This is a genomic window from Streptomyces sp. NPDC037401 (assembly GCF_055602345.1).
Window position 1 is genome coordinate 216,476 of record NZ_JBVJWO010000003.1, and the last position, 19,573, is coordinate 236,048.

9 protein-coding genes are annotated in these 19,573 nt (G+C 76.6%); 8 read left to right on the top strand and 1 reads right to left on the bottom strand.

Features of this window, described 5'->3' with window-relative positions; genetic code table 11:
* Positions 1 to 211: 211 nt before the first annotated feature.
* Positions 212 to 1,105, bottom strand: a complete 894-nt coding sequence (locus ACZ7H1_RS03875; RefSeq protein WP_470783452.1) for a LysR family transcriptional regulator — start codon at positions 1,103 to 1,105, stop codon at positions 212 to 214.
* Positions 1,106 to 1,655: 550 nt separating this feature from the next.
* On the opposite strand from ACZ7H1_RS03875, the gene ACZ7H1_RS03880 reads away from it, so the two are divergent.
* The 8 genes from ACZ7H1_RS03880 to ACZ7H1_RS03915 are packed head-to-tail and all read left to right on the top strand — an operon-like array spanning position 1,656 to position 19,549.
* The gene (locus ACZ7H1_RS03880; RefSeq protein WP_470783453.1) at positions 1,656 to 8,669 is read left to right on the top strand and encodes an SDR family NAD(P)-dependent oxidoreductase; all 7,014 of its coding nucleotides are present in this window, start codon (positions 1,656 to 1,658) and stop codon (positions 8,667 to 8,669) included.
* Positions 8,662 to 13,221, top strand: a complete 4,560-nt coding sequence (locus ACZ7H1_RS03885; RefSeq protein WP_470783455.1) for a beta-ketoacyl synthase N-terminal-like domain-containing protein — start codon at positions 8,662 to 8,664, stop codon at positions 13,219 to 13,221. The genes ACZ7H1_RS03880 and ACZ7H1_RS03885 overlap by 8 nt, the downstream gene beginning before the upstream one ends.
* Positions 13,211 to 13,525: an acyl carrier protein gene (locus tag ACZ7H1_RS03890; protein ID WP_470783457.1), complete on the top strand. Its 315-nt coding sequence runs from the start codon at positions 13,211 to 13,213 to the stop codon at positions 13,523 to 13,525. Before ACZ7H1_RS03885 ends, ACZ7H1_RS03890 begins: the two co-directional genes overlap by 11 nt.
* A gap of 7 nt (positions 13,526 to 13,532) precedes the next feature.
* Positions 13,533 to 14,411: an alpha/beta fold hydrolase gene (locus tag ACZ7H1_RS03895; protein WP_470783459.1), complete on the top strand. Its 879-nt coding sequence runs from the start codon at positions 13,533 to 13,535 to the stop codon at positions 14,409 to 14,411.
* Positions 14,408 to 15,580, top strand: a complete 1,173-nt coding sequence (locus ACZ7H1_RS03900) for a glycosyltransferase (protein WP_470783460.1) — start codon at positions 14,408 to 14,410, stop codon at positions 15,578 to 15,580. The genes ACZ7H1_RS03895 and ACZ7H1_RS03900 overlap by 4 nt, the downstream gene beginning before the upstream one ends.
* Positions 15,577 to 17,397, top strand: a complete 1,821-nt coding sequence (locus tag ACZ7H1_RS03905; protein WP_470783462.1) for a methyltransferase domain-containing protein — start codon at positions 15,577 to 15,579, stop codon at positions 17,395 to 17,397. Before ACZ7H1_RS03900 ends, ACZ7H1_RS03905 begins: the two co-directional genes overlap by 4 nt.
* Entirely contained in the window at positions 17,394 to 18,302 is a 909-nt protein-coding gene (locus ACZ7H1_RS03910) for a galactokinase (protein WP_470783463.1), read from the top strand. Before ACZ7H1_RS03905 ends, ACZ7H1_RS03910 begins: the two co-directional genes overlap by 4 nt.
* A 26-nt stretch (positions 18,303 to 18,328) precedes the next feature.
* Positions 18,329 to 19,549 carry an alkaline phosphatase family protein gene (locus ACZ7H1_RS03915; protein WP_470783465.1) on the top strand — a complete coding sequence of 407 codons (1,221 nt, stop codon included), beginning with the start codon at positions 18,329 to 18,331 and terminating at the stop codon, positions 19,547 to 19,549.
* Positions 19,550 to 19,573: the final 24 nt, after the last annotated feature.

Sequence of the window (19,573 nt, forward strand, 5' to 3'; positions counted from 1 at the left end):
GGGGTGGGGGGTAGTGTTCTGTTCCCTCCCCTCCCCCCCCCCCCCCCCCCCCCCCCCCCCCCCCCCCCCCCCCCCCCCCCCCCCCCCCCCCCGGCGCGGGGGAATGCGAGGAGTCGGGACATGCGCACAATGTGGCGGGGGCGGACTCAGTGTCCAAGCGGCAGACACCCCCGCGTTGGGCATGGATTCGATGCCGGGCGGGCATGGCGGGTCAGCGACTGGGCTCCCGTACGGGCGAGTTGTGTCGCGCGTGGGCCAGGAAGGCCCGTGCGGCGCGGCTCAGGGGGCGCCTGGCGTGCACGATTCCCACGGGTCGCAGCAGCGGCGGGGTGAAGGAGCGGACCTCGGCGCGGCGGCCGAACGCCCTTAAGACGACGTCCCGGTACCAGATGAGCGAGCCCCGGCCGTCGGTCACGCCGGTCACCCAGGCCAGACGTTCGTTGACCTCCAGGGCGGGCACGGGCCGTACCCCCAGGCAGCTGAACATCGCCTCCAGCTCCGTGCGGCGGCCCGTGCCCGGCGCCGGCAGCACCATGTCCAGACCGTCCAGCATCCGGAAGGGCAGCGGGTCGGGCAGCCGCGAGCCGAGCGGCGAGATCAGGACAACCTCCCGCTCCTGGATGTGGTGCGCCGACAGCTCCTTGTCCACCGGCAGGTCGACCAGCCCCAACTCGGCCGTGCCGTCGACGAGTTCCTGCACGAGCACCTCCCGGCTGTCGTGCTGGTGCAGCCGTACGTCGATCCCAGGGCTGCGCGCGGTGAAGGCGGGCACGAGATCCACGGCCAGGTCGAGCGCCAGGGTAGGCGTGGCCACGACGTGCAGGGTGGCCCGGGTGTTCGGCGCGTGCGACGTGCCGACGTCGTCGATCGCGTCCACCGCGTCGAGCACCGTACGGGCGAGCCGTACCACCCGGGTGCCCTCGGGGGTCAGGTCCACGCCGCGCCCGCGGCGGGCGAGCAGTTCCACTCCGAGGTCGCGCTCCATGGCCTGAACGGCCCGGGAGAGGGCGGACTGGGCGACGAACACCGAGGCCGCCGCGCCGGTGATGGAGCGGCAGTCCGCGACGGCGACGAGGTACCGAAGCTGCGCGAGTGTGGGGGTCATGACCGGACGGTAACTCCAGGATCGTCCAGGTGTAAGGGGCAGCAGAGTGAACAACCGACCGATTCCGGAGGGCCTCATACCGGGTCGGCCGCGAGCCATACCGACACGGCATGCCCGGTCGCGCGGCCGGGCCGTGCCGCCGGTCGGAACGGGTTGTTCCGGTGTGGGGAATTGCGCAGGCAGAGGCGGTGGGAGCGGTTCCACGCTGCGGATTTCGCAGCGATCTCCGGGAGTCCGGAAGCGAATGGACCGTGCCTGCACGGCCGTTGACACTCAGAGGCGACCACCGCACGATGCAACGCGTCATGAAGGCGTTACCGGCGGTCACCCCTGGCGGGTGCGCCTCCGGAGCGGCGTGAGCGGACCCTCGCCACCCCCCTTGACCTGCCCGGGCCCGCACTGCGCCGTCCGTCGCCACCCTTCTGCGCCCGCTCTGCGCTCGGTCTGTTCCGTCTGCTCGCGCTGCCGTTCACCAGCACGTTCTCCAGCACGTTGCCGCCGCCAGCTCGCTGCCCGTTCGCCCTGCCCGCTCGGCCTGTCAGGAGCGCCTGTGACCCCCCAGCCGGCCCACCCCGCCGTCCGCGACCTCGTCGTCGCGATCAGCCCCTTCGAGGAGCCCAATCCCAGGATCGTCGTGGCCGCCGAGCGCGCCGGTGCGCTCGGTCTGCTCGACCTCGGCAGAGACGCCGGCCTCGCCCGCCGGGCACTGGCCGAGGCGACACGGACCCTGCGCCGGCCCTACGGCGTACGCGTGCCGGTCGGCTGCCCGGTCTGGCCGGACGAGCTGCCGCCCGAGGTGGACACCGTCCTCCTGGCCGATCCCGCCCAGCAGCCACGCCCGGCCGCCTGGGCGGACGGCGGCTCCCGCCGGGTGTGGGCCGAGGTGACCAGCCCCCGGGAGGCGGCGGCCGCCGTGGCCGCCGGAGCGGACGCGGTCGTCGCGAAGGGACACGAGGCGGGCGGGCGGGTCGGCGAACTGACGGCGTTCGTCCTGCTGCAGCGGCTGCTGGCCGACCCGGACGTGACGGTCCCGGTCCTCGCCCAGGGCGGCATCGGCCCGCACACCGCGGCCGCCGCCGTCGCGGGCGGCGCCGCCGGGGTGGTGCTCGACGCCCAACTCGCCCTCACCACCGAGGGCGAGGCCGCCCTCCCCGGGGAGGTCGCCGCCGCCCTCCGCGCGATGGACGGCAGCGAGACCCGAATCGTCGCGGACCACCGGATCTACACGCGCCCCGACCTCGACCCGCCGGACCCCGCAGACCTGGTCCACCGGCTCGGCGCCCGCGGACTGCGCACGCACGCCCTGCCCCTCGGCCAGGACGCCGCCTTCGCCGCCCGGCTCGCGGCCCGCCACCGCACCACGGGCGGCGTGGTGCAGGCCGTGCGCGAGGCGGTCGCGGCCCATCTCGACGCGGCCGTGGAGAGCGCTGCGCTCCGGCCGCGGGCCCAGGCCCCGCACCTCCCCGTGGCCCAGGGCCCGATGACCCGGGTCAGCGACCAGGCGGCGTTCGCCGAGGCCGTCGCGGCCGCGAGCGGGGTCCCGTACCTGGCGCTCGCGGTCATGCCCGGCGAGGAGGTCCGCACCCTGCTCGCCGAGACCGCACGGCGCCTGGGCGACCGGCCCTGGGGCGTGGGCCTGCTCGGCTTCGCGCCGCCGGAGCTGCGGACCGAGCAGCTGGCCGCCGTGGCCGCGGTCCGCCCGCCGTACGCAATCATCGCGGGCGGACAGCCGGCCCAGGCGGCCCCGCTGGAGGCCGGGGGCACGCGCACGTACCTGCACGTCCCCTCCCCCGGGCTGCTCGAGCGGTACCTCTCCGAGGGCGCCCGGCGGTTCGTCTTCGAGGGCCTGGAATGCGGCGGCCACATCGGTCCCCGCACCTCCTTCGCCCTGTGGGAGGAGCAGATCGACCGGCTGCTGGCCTGCGAGGACGTACCTGCCCTCGACGTGCTCTTCGCCGGCGGCATCCACGACGAGCGGTCCGCCGCCATGGCCGCCGTCGCCGCCGCGCCGCTCGCCGCGCGCGGGGCCCGGATCGGCGTCCTGATGGGCACCGCCTACCTGTTCACCACGGAGGCGGTGACCGCCGGGGCCGTACTGCCCGGCTTCCAGGCCGCGGCCCTCGACTGCGAGAGCACCGTCCTGCTGCGGACCGCGCCCGGACACGCCACGCGCTGCGCGGCGACGGAGTACGCCGGGACCTTCGAGACGGCCCGGCTGCGCCTCGCGGAGGACGGAGCGAGCCCGCGCGAGGTGTGGGAGGAGCTGGAGCGGCTCAATCTCGGGCGGCTGCGTATCGCCAGCAAGGGGCTGCGGCACGGGAGTTCGGGCCCGGTGCCGGCGACCGAGGAGGAGCAGCGGCGCGACGGCCTCTTCATGCTCGGCCAGGCCGCGACCGCACGGTCCGCCACGACCACGGTCGCCGCCCTGCACGCACAGGTGACGGAGGGGGCGAGCGCCTTCCTGGAGCGCCGGGCGCGGGAGCTCGCCCCGGCCGCGCCGCGCGTGGCGGAGCCCGCCGAACCGCTGGACATCGCGATCGTCGGCATGGCCTGCGCGTATCCGGGTGCGGAGGACCTGGCCGCCTTCTGGGCGAACGTCGTCGCGGGCCGGGACGCCGTCACCGAGGTGCCGGCCGACCGGTGGGACCCGGCGCTCTACTACGACGCCGACCCGGCGCGGGCCGGGGAGCGCACGCCCTCGCGGTGGGGCGGCTTCCTGTCCCCGGTCCCCTTCGACGCGCTCGCCCACGGCATCCCGCCGGCCTCGCTGTCCGGGATCGAACCGGTGCAGCTGCTCGCCCTGGAGATCGCCGCCCGCGCCCTGGCGGACGCCGGCTACGGCAGCGGACGCGCGTACGACCGCTCGCGCACGTCGGTGGTCTTCGGAGCGGAGGCGGGCACGGACCTGGCGGGCGCCTACGGCTTCCGCGCCCTCTACCCCGGCTACCTCGGCGAACTGCCCCCGGAGCTGGACGGCCAACTGCCGAAGCTGACCGAGGACTCCTTCCCGGGCGTGCTGGCCAATGTCATCGCCGGCCGGATCGCCAACCGGCTCGACCTCGGCGGCGCGAACTGCACGGTCGACGCCGCCTGCGCCTCGTCGCTCGCCGCACTGGACCTGGCGTGCCGCCAACTGCGCTCCGGGGACAGCGACATGGTGCTGTGCGGCGGGGCCGACGTACACAACGGCATCAACGACTACCTGATGTTCGCCTCCGTGCGGGCCCTGTCGCCCACCGGCCGGTGCCGCCCCTTCGACGCGGCCGCCGACGGCATCGCGCTGGGCGAGGGGGTCGCCGCGGTCGTCCTCAAGCGGCTGGAGGACGCGCAGCGGGACGGCGACCGGGTGTACGCGGTCGTCAAGGCCGTCGGCGCCGCCGGCGACGGGCGCTCCCTCGGGCTGACCGCGCCCCGGCCCGACGGCCAGCGGCGCGCGCTGGAGCGGGCGTACGAGCGGGCGGGCATCGCACCGGCCGAGGTGGGGCTCGTCGAGGCGCACGGCACCGGCACGGTGGTCGGAGACGGCACCGAACTGGCCGTGCTGACCGCGCTGTTCGACGCCTCCGGCAGTGCCGGGTGCTCCCTCGGCTCGGTCAAGTCCCAGATCGGCCACACCAAGTGCGCGGCCGGGCTGGCGGGGCTGATCAAGGCCGCGCGGGCGGTGCACTCCGGCGTGCGGCCGCCGACGCTGCACCTGGAGCGCCCGCACCCGGACTGGCGGGCGGGGGCGGGCCCGTTCGTCTTCGACACCGAGGCCAGGCCGTGGGCGGCGCCCGTGCGGCAGCGGATCGCCGGTGTGAGCGCCTTCGGCTTCGGCGGGACGAACTACCACGCCGTGCTGGCGGGTTGCGAGGAAGAGCCCGCGCACGGGCTCGACGCCTGGCCCGCGGAGCTGTTCTGCTTCCGGGGCGCCGACCACCGTGCGGCGGCGAGGGCGATGGACCGGCTGGCCGCCCGACTGGAGGAGAACGACGGCGCGGGACGGCCCTGGCCGCTGCGCGACCTCGCCGCCGAGACGGCCGCCTCGGCAGCCGGCCCCGTACAGGTCTCGGTGATCGCCGGGGACCTGGACGACCTCGCCGCCAAGCTGGAGCGGGCCCGCGGCTTCACCGCGGGCGACGGGGTGCACGTACGGGCCCCGGAGGCGGACCCGGGGCAGGTGGCGTTCCTCTTCCCCGGACAGGGCAGCCAGCGCCCGGGGATGCTGGGGGACCTCTACGTCGCCTTCCCGCGGCTGCGGAGCCTGCTGGACGAGGCTCCGGCGCAGGTGGTGGCGGCGATGTTCCCGCCGGCCGCCTTCACCCCGCAGGAGCGGACGCAGCAGCGGGCCGCGGTCACCGACACCCGCGTCGCACAGCCCGCGCTGGGCCTGGCGGGCGCGGCCGCGCACCTGCTGCTCGGCTCGCTCGGCGTCCGGCCGGACTGCACCGCCGGACACTCGTACGGCGAGCTGACCGCGCTCTGGGCCGCCGGCTCCCTCGACACCGCGGCGCTGCTGCGGCTGAGCGGCCGCCGGGCGTCGGCCATCCTGGAGGCCGCCGGGGAGGACCCCGGGGCGATGGCCGCCGTGACGGCCGCCCCCGAGCAGGTCCGGGAGATCGCGGCGCGGGCGGGCTGCGTGATCGCCAACCACAACGCGCCGTCCCAGTGCGTGGTTTCGGGTCCGGCACCGGCCGTCGAGGCCGTTCTGGCCGACCTGGCCGCAGCCGGGCTGCACGGCGAGCGCATCCCGGTGGCCTGCGCCTTCCACAGCGGGATCGTGGCCGGCGCCGTGGACGCCCTCGCCGCCGAGCTGGCCGGGACGGCGGTGGTGGGGCCCGCCGTCCCGGTCTGGTCCACGGCCACGGCCCGGCCGTACCCCGCGGATCCCGCCGGGGTGCGCGAGGTGCTCGCCCGGCAGGTCGCCGAGCCCGTGCGCTTCGTGGACCAGATCGAGGCCATGTACGCCTCCGGGGTACGGACGTTCGTCGAGGCGGGGCCCGGCCGGGTGCTGACGGGGCTGATCGGCAGGATCCTGGGCGACCGCCCGCACACGGCCGTCGCCTGCGACGTTCCCGGGGAGCCGGGGCTGCCGCGGCTGCTGGCCGCGCTAGCCGAACTGGCCGCGGCGGGGGTGCCGGTCGATCCGGAGGCGCTCTTCAAGGGGCGTACGGCCCTGCTGCCCGAGCGGGCGCCCCGGCGGCCCGGCTGGCTGGTCGACGGCCATCTCGTGCGGACGGCGGACGGCTCGCCGGTGGCGGGCGGGCTGCGGCCGGCCCGGCGCGTCGCCCTGCCGCAACCCGCCGGTGCGGCGGACCGCCGCGAGGAAGCGGTACTGGAGTACCTGCGCGGCGCGCGGGAGCTGGTGGCGGCCCAACGCGAGGTCCTGCTCGGCTACCTGGGCACGGCTGCCTGCGCCGCCGCGGCGCCCGGGGGGCCCGCGGAGCTGCCGTCCGCGCCGCCGCAGCGCGCCGCCGCGCACGCGTCCGCGGCCGAAGTGCCCGCCGGGCGGGCGGAGGCCGCCGCGGCTCCCGCCGCCCGGGGGCCGCTCACCGCGGACGAGGTCATGGACGCCGTCCTGGAGATCGTCCACACCCGCACCGGCTACCCGCGGGACATGCTGGACCCCGACCTCGACCTGGAGGCGGACCTCTCGGTCGACTCGATCAAGCGCGTGGAGATCGTCGGAGCCCTGGCCGACCGCATCGGCCTGCCGCGGCAGCTCGGCGCCGCGGGGGCCGGCGCGGGATCGGCCGCCGAGTCGGCCGTCGAGGAGCTGTCCCGGATCAAGACGCTCCGCGGGATCGTGGACTGGATCGCCGCCCGGGAACCGGCAGCGCCGGCCGCTGCGCCGGCTTCCCCTTCCGCTCCCCCGTCCGGGCCGGCCGCGCTCCCGGACCCGCACCCGGTCCCGCACCCGGTCCCGGCCCCGGCCGGGACCGGCGGGGCGCTCGTACGCCGCCCGGTCCGGCTCCGCGTCGAGGCGGCGCCCGCCGGGCCGCCCGTCGCGGGCGACCCCGGAGAGGTCCTGGCCGGGCGGACGTTCGCCGTGGTGGAGGACGGGCTCGGGGTGGCGCCCGCGCTCGCCGCGCTGCTGGAGTCCCACGGCGCCCGGGTGCACACCGTCCCGGCCGACCGGCCGGAGGCCGGCTCGGCGGCGGACGGCCTCGTCGATCTCAGCGCCCTGCGCCCCGGGCCGGATCCGGTGCTGCCCGGAGCGTTCGCACGGCTGCGGTCGGCCCTGGTCGGTGGAGCCCGGTGGCTGGTGGTCGCCACCCCGGGGGGCGGGGCGTTCGGACACGGTCCGGCCGCGCCCGACCCGGTTCCGGGTCTCGGGCTGGGCGGGTTCGCCCGCAGCGCCGCGCTCGAGTGCCCGGGTGCCGTCGTGCGGGCCGTGGACGTCGATCCCAAGGACCGCCCGGAGCGCATCGCCGCCCACCTGCTCGCCGAACTGTGCTCCCCGGACGGGCCGGTGGCCGTCGGGTACGCCAACGGCACCCGCACCACCGTGCGCACCGTGCCCGCGCCGCTCCCGGACTCCTCGCCCCCGCGGGTGCACCTGGACCGCGACTGCGTGGTCCTGGTCACCGGCGGGGCCCGCGGCATCACCGCCCGCGCCGCCCTCGCCCTGGCCCGCGCCACGGGCTGCCACATCGAGCTGATCGGCCGTACTCCCCTGCCCGAGGACGCCGGGAACGCCGAGGACCCCGCGCTCGCCTCGGCACACGACCGGGTCGCGCTGCGCGCCGCACTGATCGCCACAGGGCTGCGCACCCCGGCGGAGATCGAGGCGGCCGCGTCCGGGATCCTGGCCGCCCGGGAGGTACGGGCCACCCTGCGCGCCCTCGACGGCGCGGCGGCGTCGGTCCGCTACCACTGCGCCGACGTCACCGACGAGGCCGCCGTGCGCACGGTCGTGGCCGGCGTCCGGGCCCGTCACGGCCGGCTCGACGGGATCGTGCACGGCGCGGGCCTGCTCCGCGACTCCCTCCTGCGCGACAAGGACCCGGAGGCGTTCGCCGCGGTCTTCGCCACCAAGGTGGACGGCGCCCGCCACCTCGCCGCAGCCGTCGCCGCCACCGACGGGTCGTCGGCGGCGTCGCCCGCGCCGGCCTTCCTGGTCCTCTTCGGCAGCGTCGCCGGCGTGTACGGCAACCGCGGCCAGAGCGACTACGCGGCCGCCAACGACGCCCTGGACACCCTGGCCCACACCTGGGCCGCGGCCTCCCCGGGCCGCGTCCTCGCCATCGACTGGGGTCCGTGGGCCGCGGAGGCGGGCGGGATGGTCACCCCGGAGCTGGAGCGCGCGTACGCACGACGCGGAATCGCGCTGATCGGGCCGGACGCGGGCGCCGACGCCTTCCTGGCGGAACTGCTCCACGGCACGGACCCGCAGGTCGTCCTGATGGCGGACGGCACGGACGGCACGGACAGTGCGGACAGTGCGGACGGAGCGGACAGCGCCGACGGCCCGGAGGGCGCAGACGGAGCAGACGGAGCGGACGCAGCCGGGCCGGAGGGGACGGACGCACGGCCCGTTCCGCAGCGGGCCGGCGCGGCGCACCGGGAGGCCCGCCATGGGTGACCCCCGTCCGACCGATGCCGCGATCGTCGGCATGGGCGCCGTGTTCCCCGGCGCCGGCGACCTCGCCGCCTACCGGCACAACCTGTTCGCCGGCGTCGACGCGATCACCGACGTGCCGCCCGGGCGCTGGGATCCGCAGGTGTATTACGCCCCCGGCGGGCCTCCCGGGAGCGACCGCTTCTACTGCCGGCGCGGCGGCTTCGTCGACGACCTCGCCGCCTTCGACCCCACCCGCTTCGGCATCATGCCCGCCGCCGTTTCCGGGGCCGAGCCCGACCAGCTGCTGGCCCTGCACGCGACCGCCGAGGCCATCGCCGATGCGGGCGGCGAGGACCGGCTCCCCGCCGACCGGTCCCGGATCGGCGTGGTGCTGGGCCGGGGTGGATTCATGGGCGTGGCGACCGCCCGCCTCGACCAACGGGTCCGTACGGCACACCAGTTGAGCACCACGCTGCGCGAGCTGGCACCGGAGCTGGGCGACGACCGGATCGCCGCGATCCGGCAGGCCTTCCAGGGCGCCCTGGGCCCGGAGCAGCCGGAGGCGTCCATCGGCCTGGTCCCGAGCTTCACCGCCGCCCGTACCGCCAACCGGCTCGATCTGCGCGGCCCCGCCTACACCCTGGACGCGGCCTGCGCGTCCTCGCTGCTGGCCGTGGACCAGGCGGTCGCGCTGCTGGCCGCCGACCGGTGCGACATGGTCGTCGCGGGCGCCGTCCACCACTGCCACATCGCCACGCTCTGGAGCGTGTTCACCCAGCTGGGCGCGCTCAGCCCCAGCGAGGCCATCCGCCCCTTCGACCGGCGGGCCGACGGCACGCTCCTGTCCGAGGGGACCGGCGTGGTCCTGCTCAAGCGGCTCGCGGACGCGAGGCGGGACGGCGACCGGGTGTACGCGGTGATCCGCGGGGTCGGCGTGGCGGGCGACGGGCGCGCGGCGAGCCTGATGAGCCCGCTGGTGGACGGCCAGGTCCAGGCGCTGGAGCGGGCCTGGACGATGGCGGGCCTCGAGCCGGCGGCCGCCGGCTCGATCGGCCTCCTGGAGGCCCACGGAACCGGCACCCCGGTGGGTGACGCGGCAGAACTGACCACCCTGGCCCGGGTCTTCGGACCGCCCGACATCCCCGGCCCCATCGCGCTGGGCTCGGTCAAGTCCATGCTCGGGCACACCATGCAGGCCTCCGGCATGGCCGGGCTGATCAAGGCGGCGCTCGCCGTGCACGAGGGCGTGCTGCCCCCGACCCTCCACCTCGACGATCCCCACGAGGGCCTGGCCCGGACCCGGATGCGCCCGGTCCGCACGGCCGAGCCGTGGGAGGCCGGCGGCGTACCCCGCCGGGCCGCGGTGAACGCCTTCGGATTCGGCGGCATCAACGCCCACGTGATCCTGGAGGAGGCTCCCCGCGCCCGCGTGGCCCGGCTTCCCGTACGCCGCTTCCTGCCGCTGCCGCCCGCGCGCGGCCCGGTCCGCACCCGGGAGAGCGCCGATCCCGCGTCCGTGCTCCTGCTGTCGGCCGAGACCCCCGAGGCCCTGGCCGGGCTGCTGGCCGCGCCCGACCCGGCGGGCACGGCGGGCACAACAGACGGGACGGGCACGGCGGGCACGGCGCACGCTGCGGGTGCCGAGCACGGCGGCCCCTGCCGGCTGGCGATCGCCGGCCCGACCGCGGAGCGCCTGGCACTCGCCGCGAAGGTCCTGGCGCGCGGCCGCCCCTGGCGCGGGCGGGGCGGGGTGTGGTTCACGCCCCGGCCGCTGCTGGGACCGTACGCCGCCGGGCCGGGCGGCCGGCTCGCGCTCCTCTTCCCGGGCCTGGAGCCGGAGTTCGCGCCCGCCCTGGACGACGTGGCCGCCCGCCTGGGGCTCGCGGCCCCCGTGCTCACGGGCGGCGGCGAGCTCGTCGAGCGCGCCCTCGACGCCCTCGCGACCGGCCGGTTCTTCGCCCGGGTCCTGGCCGAACTGGACCTCCTGCCGGACCTGTTGGCGGGGCACAGTCTCGGCGAGTGGGCCGCCATGGTGACCGCCGGGATGTACCCGACGGAAGCGGTCGACACCTTCCTCGGGTCGCTGCGCCCCGGCTCGCTCGCGGTGCCGGACCTCGTGTACGCGGCCCTGGGCTGCGGCGCACCGCAGGCGTCCGCGGCCCTGCACGGCCTGGAGGGCGTGGCCGTCAGCCACGACAACTGCCCCCACCAGTCGGTGGTCTGCGGGCCGCCGGAGCAGATCGCGTCGGTGCTGCGCCGGCTGGCCGACGAGGGCGTGGTGGGGCAGGAGTTGCCCTTCCGGTCCGGTTTCCACACTCCCATGTGGGAGCCGTACCTCGGCCAGGTGCGGGCCGCCTTCGCGCGCCTGCCGCTCCAGGCGGCCGGGCTCCCCGTCTGGTCGGCCACCACGGCCGCTCCGTACCCGTCCGACGCGGACGGCGTCCGGGAGCTGGTGGTCCGGCACCTGCTGGAGCCGGTGGACTTCCGCGCCCTGACGCTGCGCCTGCACGAGGAAGGCGTACGGGCCTTCGTCTCGGCCGGGCCGGGCAGCCTGACCGGCTTCGTGGACGACACCCTGCGCGGGTCCCGGTCCGGGCACCTCGCCGTCGCCGCCACCACCCCGCGACTGCCGGGCATGGAGGCCCTGCGCCACCTGGCGGCGGCGCTGTGGACGGAGGGCCTGCAACCGCGCTGGGACCGGCTCACCGGCCGGACCGCACCGGACCGCGCCCGGCCCGCCGGGCCCACCCGGCCCGCCCGGCCCGCCATCCGGCTCGACCTCGGATCCCCGCTGGTGCACCTGAACGGCGCCGTCGAGCCGCTCCGCACGCGCGGCCCCCTCCCCGCCCCGGGCCGCCCTGTGGCCTCCGGACGGCCGGTGCTCCTGTCGGCGCTGGACGCCGTCCTCGACGAGACCCGGGAGAGCGCCCGCGCCGTCACCGAAGCCCTGGCCGCCACCCCTTCGGGCTCCGCCCCGCCGCCGTCCGCCGCCGGGGCGCCGCGCACTCACCCCCGCACACACACGCGCCGGCTCTCCCTCGACACCCTCCCGTCCGTCCGCGACCACTGCGTCTACCTGCAGCCCGACGACTGGCCGGAGGACTCCGACCGCTTCCCCGTCGTCCCCATGACCACCATGCTGGAGCTGGCCGCCGAGGCCGCCCTCGCCGCCGGACCCGGGCAGCTCGTCACCGGCTTCGACGACATGCGCGCCCTGCGCTGGCTCCCCGTCGCGCCCGCCGCCGACGTCGGGTTCACCACCCACCCGGCCGGCGACGGCCGCGTCCGGGTGGACATCGGCGACTGCGCTTCGGTCACCGTGCTCCTCGGGGCGGGCCACGGCGCACCGCCCGCACCCGACCCGGCGCCCCTCACCGCCGAACGCCCCGCGCCGGTCTCCGCCGAGGCGCTCTACCGGGACCGCTGGATGTTCCACGGACCCCGCTTCGCCGGCGTCCACGAGGTCACCGCCGTCGCCGACGACGGGATCCGCGGAGTGCTCCGTGCCCTGCCCGCCCCGGGCGCCCTCCTCGACGCCGCCGGGCAGCTCCTCGGCCACTGGATGCAGCTGCGCCTGGACGCGGACCGCCTGGTGTTCCCGGCCGTCCTCGGACGGATCCGCCTGTACGGGCCCCCGCCCGCGGCGGGCACGCTGCTCGCGGCGACCGCCCGCATCCGCGAGGTGCGGCACACGTCCGTACGCGGAGACGTCGAGCTCCGTACCCCCGACGGCGCGGTCTGGGCGCGGCTGGAGGACTGGACGTACCGCCGGTTCGCCGCCGACGAGCGGGTATGGCCGATGAAGTTCACCCCGGAGGTGTCCGGGATCGGCGAGCCGCAGTCCGGGGGCTGGTGCTCGGCCACGCGCCGCTGGAGCGATCCCGCCTCGCAGGAACTGGTCATGCGCCGCTACCTGGGCGCCGCCGAACGCGAGGCGTACGAGCAGCTCGCGCCGCGCGCCCGCGCCCCCTGGCTGCTGGGCCGGATCGCGGCCAAGGACGCGCTGCGGCAGCTGCTGTGGGACCGGGGCGCCGGGCCGGTCTTCCCCGCGGAGGTCACCGTCGGCCGCGACGAGACCGGCCGCCCGGTGCCCGGCGGGCTGGCGGCCGGCCTGCACGTGTCCCTGGCCCACAAGGACCGGATCGCCGTCGCCTTCGCGCACGCCGGAGCCCCCGTGGGCATCGACGTCGAGCCGGTGACCGGGGACCCCGGCGCCCTGCTCCGCATCGCGCTCACCGCCGGCGAACACCGCCTCGCCGAGCGGCTCGCGGCCCGGGACGGCACCGGCCTCGCCGCGGCCGTCACCACGCTGTGGTGTGCCAAGGAGGCCGCGGCGAAGGCGGAGGGCACGGGGCTCGGCGGCCGGCTCGTGCGCTGGCAGGTGAGCGAGGACCCCGCCGGCGGGCTGCGGGTCCTGTCCCCTGCGGGCCGGACCCACCACGTGCGCACGACGGCGTACGAGGGCCACGAGGTCGCCTGGACCGTCCCGGACGCCCCTCGCAGCCCGACCGTTCCGAACGACACGCTCCCGACCGCGACCCCGACCCCGACGGAGACCAGCCATGGCATCTGACATCCTCGCCGAGATCACCGACATGCTCGTCCGGATCGTCGGCGACGACTTCCTCCTCGCCGACGAGGTCACCATGAAGACCACGTTCAACGAGGACCTGGCGCTGGAGAGCATCGAGTTCGTCGCTCTCGCCGAGCAGCTGCACGAGCGCTACGGATCCCGGGTCGACCTCATGGGCTTCCTCGCGGAGAAGGACATGGACGCCATCCTGGCGATGTCGGTCGGCGAGCTGGTCGACCACATCGCGCGGATCACCCGTACCGAACTCGCCTCCCGGCCCGTGCGCCGTGCCCCGGCGGCCTGAGTCCGCCATGGCCGAGATCCTCGCCAACGCGCTGCGGTTCCACGTACAGCGGCTGCCCGCGGCCGAAATCCCCTCGTCCGACGGCCCCGCACCCGGCGGCCCCGCACCCGACGGCCCCGCGTCCGGCATTCCGCGGGGCGGCTGCGGCACCCCGGTCGTCTTCCTGCACGGGCTCGTCGTCGACAACCTCTCCAGCTTCTACTGCCCGCTGGGCGTGCCGCTGGCCCGGGCCGGGCACGAGGTGGTCCTCTACGACCTGCGCGGCCACGGCCTCAGCGAGCGTCCGCCGGACGGGTACGACAGCCGCAGCGCCGTCCGGGACCTGGTCGCCCTCCTGTCCGCCCTGGGGCTCGACGGCCGGCCGGTCCACCTGGTCGGCAACAGCTACGGCGGCACGCTCGCCCTGCACGCCGCCCTCGCCCGCCCCGACCTCGTCGCGGGCCTGACCCTGCTCGAACCGCCGCTCAGCGGCCCCTGGGTGGAGAACATGGTCGACACCCTGTCGGTCGCCGCGCTCAGCCTGGAGGACAGCGGGGTGCCCGCCGAACTGTCCTCGCTGCGGCTGCGCAAGGCGGCGAAGCTGACGCTCATCGCCGACGCGCTCCTGAACCGCACCACCCTCATCGACGACATCGCGGCCGGCCGCGTCTTCACGCCCGCCGACTACGCCGCGATCGCCTGTCCGGTCCTGGTCGTCTGCGGGGAGCACTCCGAACTGGTCCCGGGCGCCGCGGAACTGGCCCGGCACGCGCCGTGCTGCACGCTGCGGATCCTGCCCGGCCTGGGCCACGACGTGCTCAAGGAGGCGAGCGGAGTGCTGCGCGGGGCCGTGCTGGCCCATGCGGCGGCCGTCCGCCGGGCCGGGACGGGAGCGCTGATCGCATGAGGGTCCTGTTCGTCGTCCCCCCGCTCGCCGGGCACGTCAATCCGACGGTCGCCGTCGCCGCCGAACTGGCCGCCCGCGGGCACGAGACCGCCTGGACCGGGCCCGCCGGGGTGCTGTCCGGGCTGCTGCCCGCGCACGCCCGGCTGTACCCCTCCGGGGACGCCGCGGGTGCGGACTCCGGCGGGTACGCCGCGCTGCACGGGCGGTGGCGGGACCTGCGGGGTGTCGCCGCGCTGCGGTTCCTGTGGGCGGAGGCGCTGCTGCCGCTGGCCCGGGCGATGGTGCCGGGCGTCGAGAAGGCAGCGGCGGAGTTCGCCCCGGACGTGGTGGTCGCCGACCAGCAGGCGCTGGCCGGGGCGCTGGTCGCCCGCCGGCTCGGCATCCCGTGGGCCACCTCGGCGAGCACGTCGGCGGAGTTCACCCGGCCGTTCGCCGGGTTCCCCAAGGTCGGCGAGTGGGTGGCGGAGCAGCTGGCCGCACTGCTCGCCGAGTACGGGGCGCCGCCCGGCTGGGATCCGCGGTTCTCTGACCGGCTGGTGCTGGTCTTCTCCACGCCGGAGCTCATCGGGGGCGCCGGGCCGTTCCCCGGCCACTACGCCTGCGTGGGACCGGCGTTCGGTGCCCGCCCGCCGGGCACGGACTTCCCCTGGCAGCGGCTCGACCCCGGCCGCCGCCGGGTGCTGGTCTCGCTCGGCACGCTCAACCAGGAGGCCGGTTCGCGGTTCTACGCCGCGGTCCTGGCCGCCGGGGAACAGCTCGCGGACCGGGTGCAGCTGATCGTCGCCGCGCCCCCGCACCTCGTCGGCCCGGTGCCCGCGCACGCCGTGCTCCGGGAGGCGGTGCCGCAGCTGCGCCTGCTGCCCCACCTCGACGCGGTCGTCAGCCACGGCGGCCACAACACCGTGTGCGAGGCGCTCGCACACGGCCTCCCGCTGGTCGTGGCCCCGATCCGGGACGACCAGCCGATCGTCGCGCAGCAGGTCGCCGACGCCGGCGCGGGGATCCGGGTGCGCTTCGGCCGGGCCAGACCGGCGGACCTGCGCGAGGCGCTCGCGGCCGTACTGGACGACTTCGGCCCGCACCGCCGTGCGGCCCGGCGGATCCAGGCGTCCTTCGCCGCTGCGGGAGGCGCAGCCACCGCAGCCGACAGGTTGGAGAAGCTGTCATGAGCCCTTGGGTTTCCGCCGTGATCGCCGCGGCACTCGGCGCGGGGACGGTACGGGCGCGCCGCCGGCTGCACGCGCTGCCGGTCCTGGTCCCCGGCGCACAGCCCGCCCCGGAGCCGCGCCGGCGGCTGCTCACCGCGCGGGGCGTCGCAGCGGACGGGGAGGTCTTCGCGGCCGCCTGCGCCCACGCCGACCGGGAGGGCCTGGACGTACTGGACCTGCTGCCGCCGGACCTGCCCGCGGAGGACGCGCTCGGGCTGCTGCGGCTGGTCGACCCGGCCGGGTACCGGCGGGACCGACTGGCCGCCGGGCGCGGGGCGGGTTACGCCGTACTCGTCGGCGAGGACGTCCTGGAGCGGGCCGGGGTGGATCCGGACCGTCCCCGGGACCGGGCGGAACTCCTGGAGCTCACCCGCCGTTTGAAGGAGTACGCCACCGCCTCGACGGACCTGGCCGTCGCCCCGGGTCTCAGCGCCCGCGGCGCTCCCGCCGGGCCGGGGAGCCGGGCTGCCGAGCTCCGGGCGCAGGGCCTGCCGCCGGGCCTGCTGTCCGCGGCCCAGCTGGCCGGTCTCGCGCTGCTGGCGGCAGCCGTCGTGCGGGACGGCCGCTGGGGCGCTGCCGCGGCCGGGCTGTACTGGCTCCAGCCCGCGCTGGTGCTGGGGGGTTCCGGTCCGCTGCGGCCCGCGGACCTGGCCGGTGCGAGCGCGGCCCGCCCGCTGCAGTCGCTGGGCGCCGGACTGCGTACGGCCGCCGTGGCCCGGTCTTCGCGGTCGGCCGGGGCGCCGGACCGCAGGGCGGAGTACGCCGCCGAACTCGCGGGAGGCACGGGCCGGTTCTTCGAGCCGCGGCGCGGTGACTGCCCGTGGTGCGGCTCCGCGCAGCTCGCGGTGCGGGTGCGCATGCCGGACCTGCTCCAGGGAAAGCCGGGCCGGTTCACGCTGGAGGAGTGCGGGTCCTGCGGACACGTCTTCCAGAACCCCCGGCTGACGGTGGAGGGACTGGACTTCTACTACCGCGACTTCTACGACGGCCGGGGCGGCGAGGCCGCCGGGACGGTCTTCGGGCGGCTCGGCGCACACTACCGGGCGCGGGCCGCGATGCTCGTCCCGTACGCCCGTCCCGGCTCCTGGCTCGACGTCGGCACCGGCCACGGGCACTTCTGCGACGTCGCCCGCGAGGTGTGGCCGGACACCCGCTTCGACGGGCTCGACATGGGCGACGGGATCCGGGAGGCCGAGCGGCGGGGCTGGGTCGCGACCGGCTACCAGGGCCAGTTCCCCGAACTGGCCGGCAAGCTCGCCGGCCAGTACGAGGCGGTCAGCATGTACCACTACCTGGAGCACACCCGCGATCCGTTCGCGGAGCTGGACGCGGCCGCGCAGGTGCTGGTGCCGGGCGGGCACCTGCTGATCGAACTGCCCGATCCGCAGTCGCGGATGGCGCGCCTGCTGGGCTCGCACTGGCTGCCGTGGTTCCAGCCGCAGCACCAGCACCTGATCCCGGCGGCCAACCTCCGCGCGGCGCTGGCCGCGCGCGGCTTCACCGTGCTGGACGAGCAGCACGGGCCCGCCCACCAGCACAACGACTTCGTGGGGGCCGTCGCCCTCACAGCGAACCGGCTCGCCCCCGACCCGCACAGCCCGTGGGCCGGACCGGCCGCGGCCCGCCCGGCCCGGCGCGCGGCCCGCCAGGCGGTACGGGCCGCGCTCGTGCCGTGCCTGGTGGCGGCCGGTGCCCTGGACACCGTGCGCACCGCCGTGGCCCGGCGCACGGACGGCGGGAACGCCTACCGGATGCTGGCCCGCAAGGAGTCGGGGTGAGCGCCCCGGCCGCGGGCGGGGCCGGGGTTCCGCTGCCGCTGGCCCTCCGGGCCACCGCCGACCCGCTGTTCCGGCTGGTCGCCCATGCGCTGGAGGTCGCGCACGGCCGGCCGCCGGCGGCGGTGTGGAGCGCCCCGCACGCCTTCCATCTCGGCTCGCCGGGCCTGGTGGCCGCCGCCGGCTGGCCGGTCGCGGCCGCGGCCGCCGCGCGCGAGGACGGCACGGTGCGGCTGAGCTCGCTCGGCCATCCCGCGCAGAGCTGCGCTTTCGCGCTGACCGGCCCGTACCCGGACACCCCTGCGTGGGCGGCCCGTCCCTACGCCCTGCTGCGGGCCCTCGCCGGGGCCGGGTACGGCCGCGCGGGCACGGACCTGCACGTCCAGGGGACCCTGACCGAGGCGGCCGGGCTGAGCCTCGCGGAACCCCGCGACTGCGCGGTCGCGCTCGCCGTGGCCGACGTACACGGCGGGGCGGGCGAGCCGCCGCGGGAGCTGCTCGCCGGGCTGATGCGCGAAGTGGCGCCGCAGGACGACGACGCCCTGCGCAGCGCCGTGCTGTTCGCGCGGCCCGGCACCGCCCTGCCCGCCGGGCCGGGCCGCGCCGGGCGGACCGTGCCCTTCGACCCGCCCGCCTCGGGGACGCACCTGGTGCTCATGGCCCTGCGGGGCTCCGGGGAGGACCGCAGGACCGGCCTGGCACGGGCCGTGGAGTGCGCCCGGCGCGCGGGCGCGCTCAGTGCGTGGCCGCCGGGCACCCGGGAGGGCCGCAGCGTGCTGGTGCTGCTGCCCCGGGACCGGCTTGCCGCGGTGCGTGCGGCGGTCGCGGACGACTTCCGCGGCCACGGCCGGCCCGTGCCGCGCTTCGTGAACGTCGCCGTGGCCGGAGCGGCCCGGCGAGAGGAATGACCGAGAACACAGGAGGCATCAAGCCCATGCGAACCAGACATCCGGCACCGGACGCCCCGGTGACACCCCTGCGCGGGCGGGGCAGGAGGTGGCGGGCCGCCGCGTCCGGCATCGCCTGCTCCCTCGGCCTGGTCACCGCCATGACCATCGGCAGCTCCGAGGCCGCCGACGCCCCTTCGGCGCCGGCATCCGCCGCCGCGGCCCTGCCGAGCTACGACCACGTGGTGGTCGTCGTCTTCGAGAACAAGCAGTACGGCGAGATCATCGGCAGCGCCAACGCCCCGTACGTCAACCAGCTGGCCAACGCCGGCGCGAGCCTCACGGCGATGAAGGCGCTGACCCATCCCAGTCAGCCGAACTACTTCAACCTCTTCTCCGGCGGCACCCAGGGCATCACGGGCGACGGCTGCTACACCCCGCAGTCGATGACCGCGCCGAACCTCGGCCAGGAACTCATCGCGGCGGGCAAGACGTTCGCCACGTACAACGAGGACCTGCCGAGCGAGGGGTCCACGGTCTGCACCAACGGCCAGTACGCGCAGAAGCACAACCCCTGGTTCGCGTTCAAGAACGTGCCGCTCAACACCGGCAAGACCTGGGCACAGTTCCCGCGGAGCGATTTCTCCGCGCTGCCGCACCTGTCGTTCATCGTGCCGAACCAGTGCAACGACATGCACTCGTGCCCGGTGAGCACGGGCGACACGTGGGTCAGGAACAACCTCGACGCGTACGCGCAGTGGGCGAAGGCCAACAACAGCCTGCTGGTGCTCACCTGGGACGAGGACAACTTCCTGGGGTCGAACCAGATCGCCACGGTCTTCTACGGCGCGCACGTCAAGCAGGGCCGGTACGGCACCGCGTACAACCACTTCAACCTGCTTCGGACCTTCGAGGACCTGTTCGGGACGGGTCACGCGGGCAACGCCGCGAACGCCCAGCCGATCGCCGAGGTCTTCGGGACGGGTGGCGAGGAGCCGCCGCCGGGCGGTCCGGCCGTCGTCAACCCGGGCGCACAGACGTGCAAGTTCAACCAGTCCTGCACGATCCAGCTGACGGCCACCGGCGGCGCGCCGCCGCTGCGGTGGGCCGCGACCGGTCTGCCGTGGGGTCTGTCCATGGACGCCTCGACCGGCCGGATCAGCGGCAAGCCGTGGGCGGCCGGGACGCTCCAGATCACCGCCTCGGTGACCGACGGCGCGGGCAAGTCGGCGAGCACCACCTTCCCGCTCACCCTCAACTGGTTCTGACGAAACCGGAAGCAGAACCGGAAC

Excerpts from the sequence above, each read along its gene's own strand:
- ACZ7H1_RS03875 (WP_470783452.1), bottom strand. The coding sequence starts at position 1,105 with ATGACCCCCACACTCGCGCAGCTTCGGTACCTCGTCGCCGTCGCGGAC.
- ACZ7H1_RS03885 (WP_470783455.1), top strand. The coding sequence starts at position 8,662 with ATGGGTGACCCCCGTCCGACCGATGCCGCGATCGTCGGCATGGGCGCC.
- ACZ7H1_RS03890 (WP_470783457.1), top strand. The coding sequence starts at position 13,211 with ATGGCATCTGACATCCTCGCCGAGATCACCGACATGCTCGTCCGGATC.
- ACZ7H1_RS03895 (WP_470783459.1), top strand. The coding sequence starts at position 13,533 with ATGGCCGAGATCCTCGCCAACGCGCTGCGGTTCCACGTACAGCGGCTG.
- ACZ7H1_RS03900 (WP_470783460.1), top strand. The coding sequence starts at position 14,408 with ATGAGGGTCCTGTTCGTCGTCCCCCCGCTCGCCGGGCACGTCAATCCG.
- ACZ7H1_RS03905 (WP_470783462.1), top strand. The coding sequence starts at position 15,577 with ATGAGCCCTTGGGTTTCCGCCGTGATCGCCGCGGCACTCGGCGCGGGG.
- ACZ7H1_RS03915 (WP_470783465.1), top strand. The coding sequence starts at position 18,329 with ATGCGAACCAGACATCCGGCACCGGACGCCCCGGTGACACCCCTGCGC.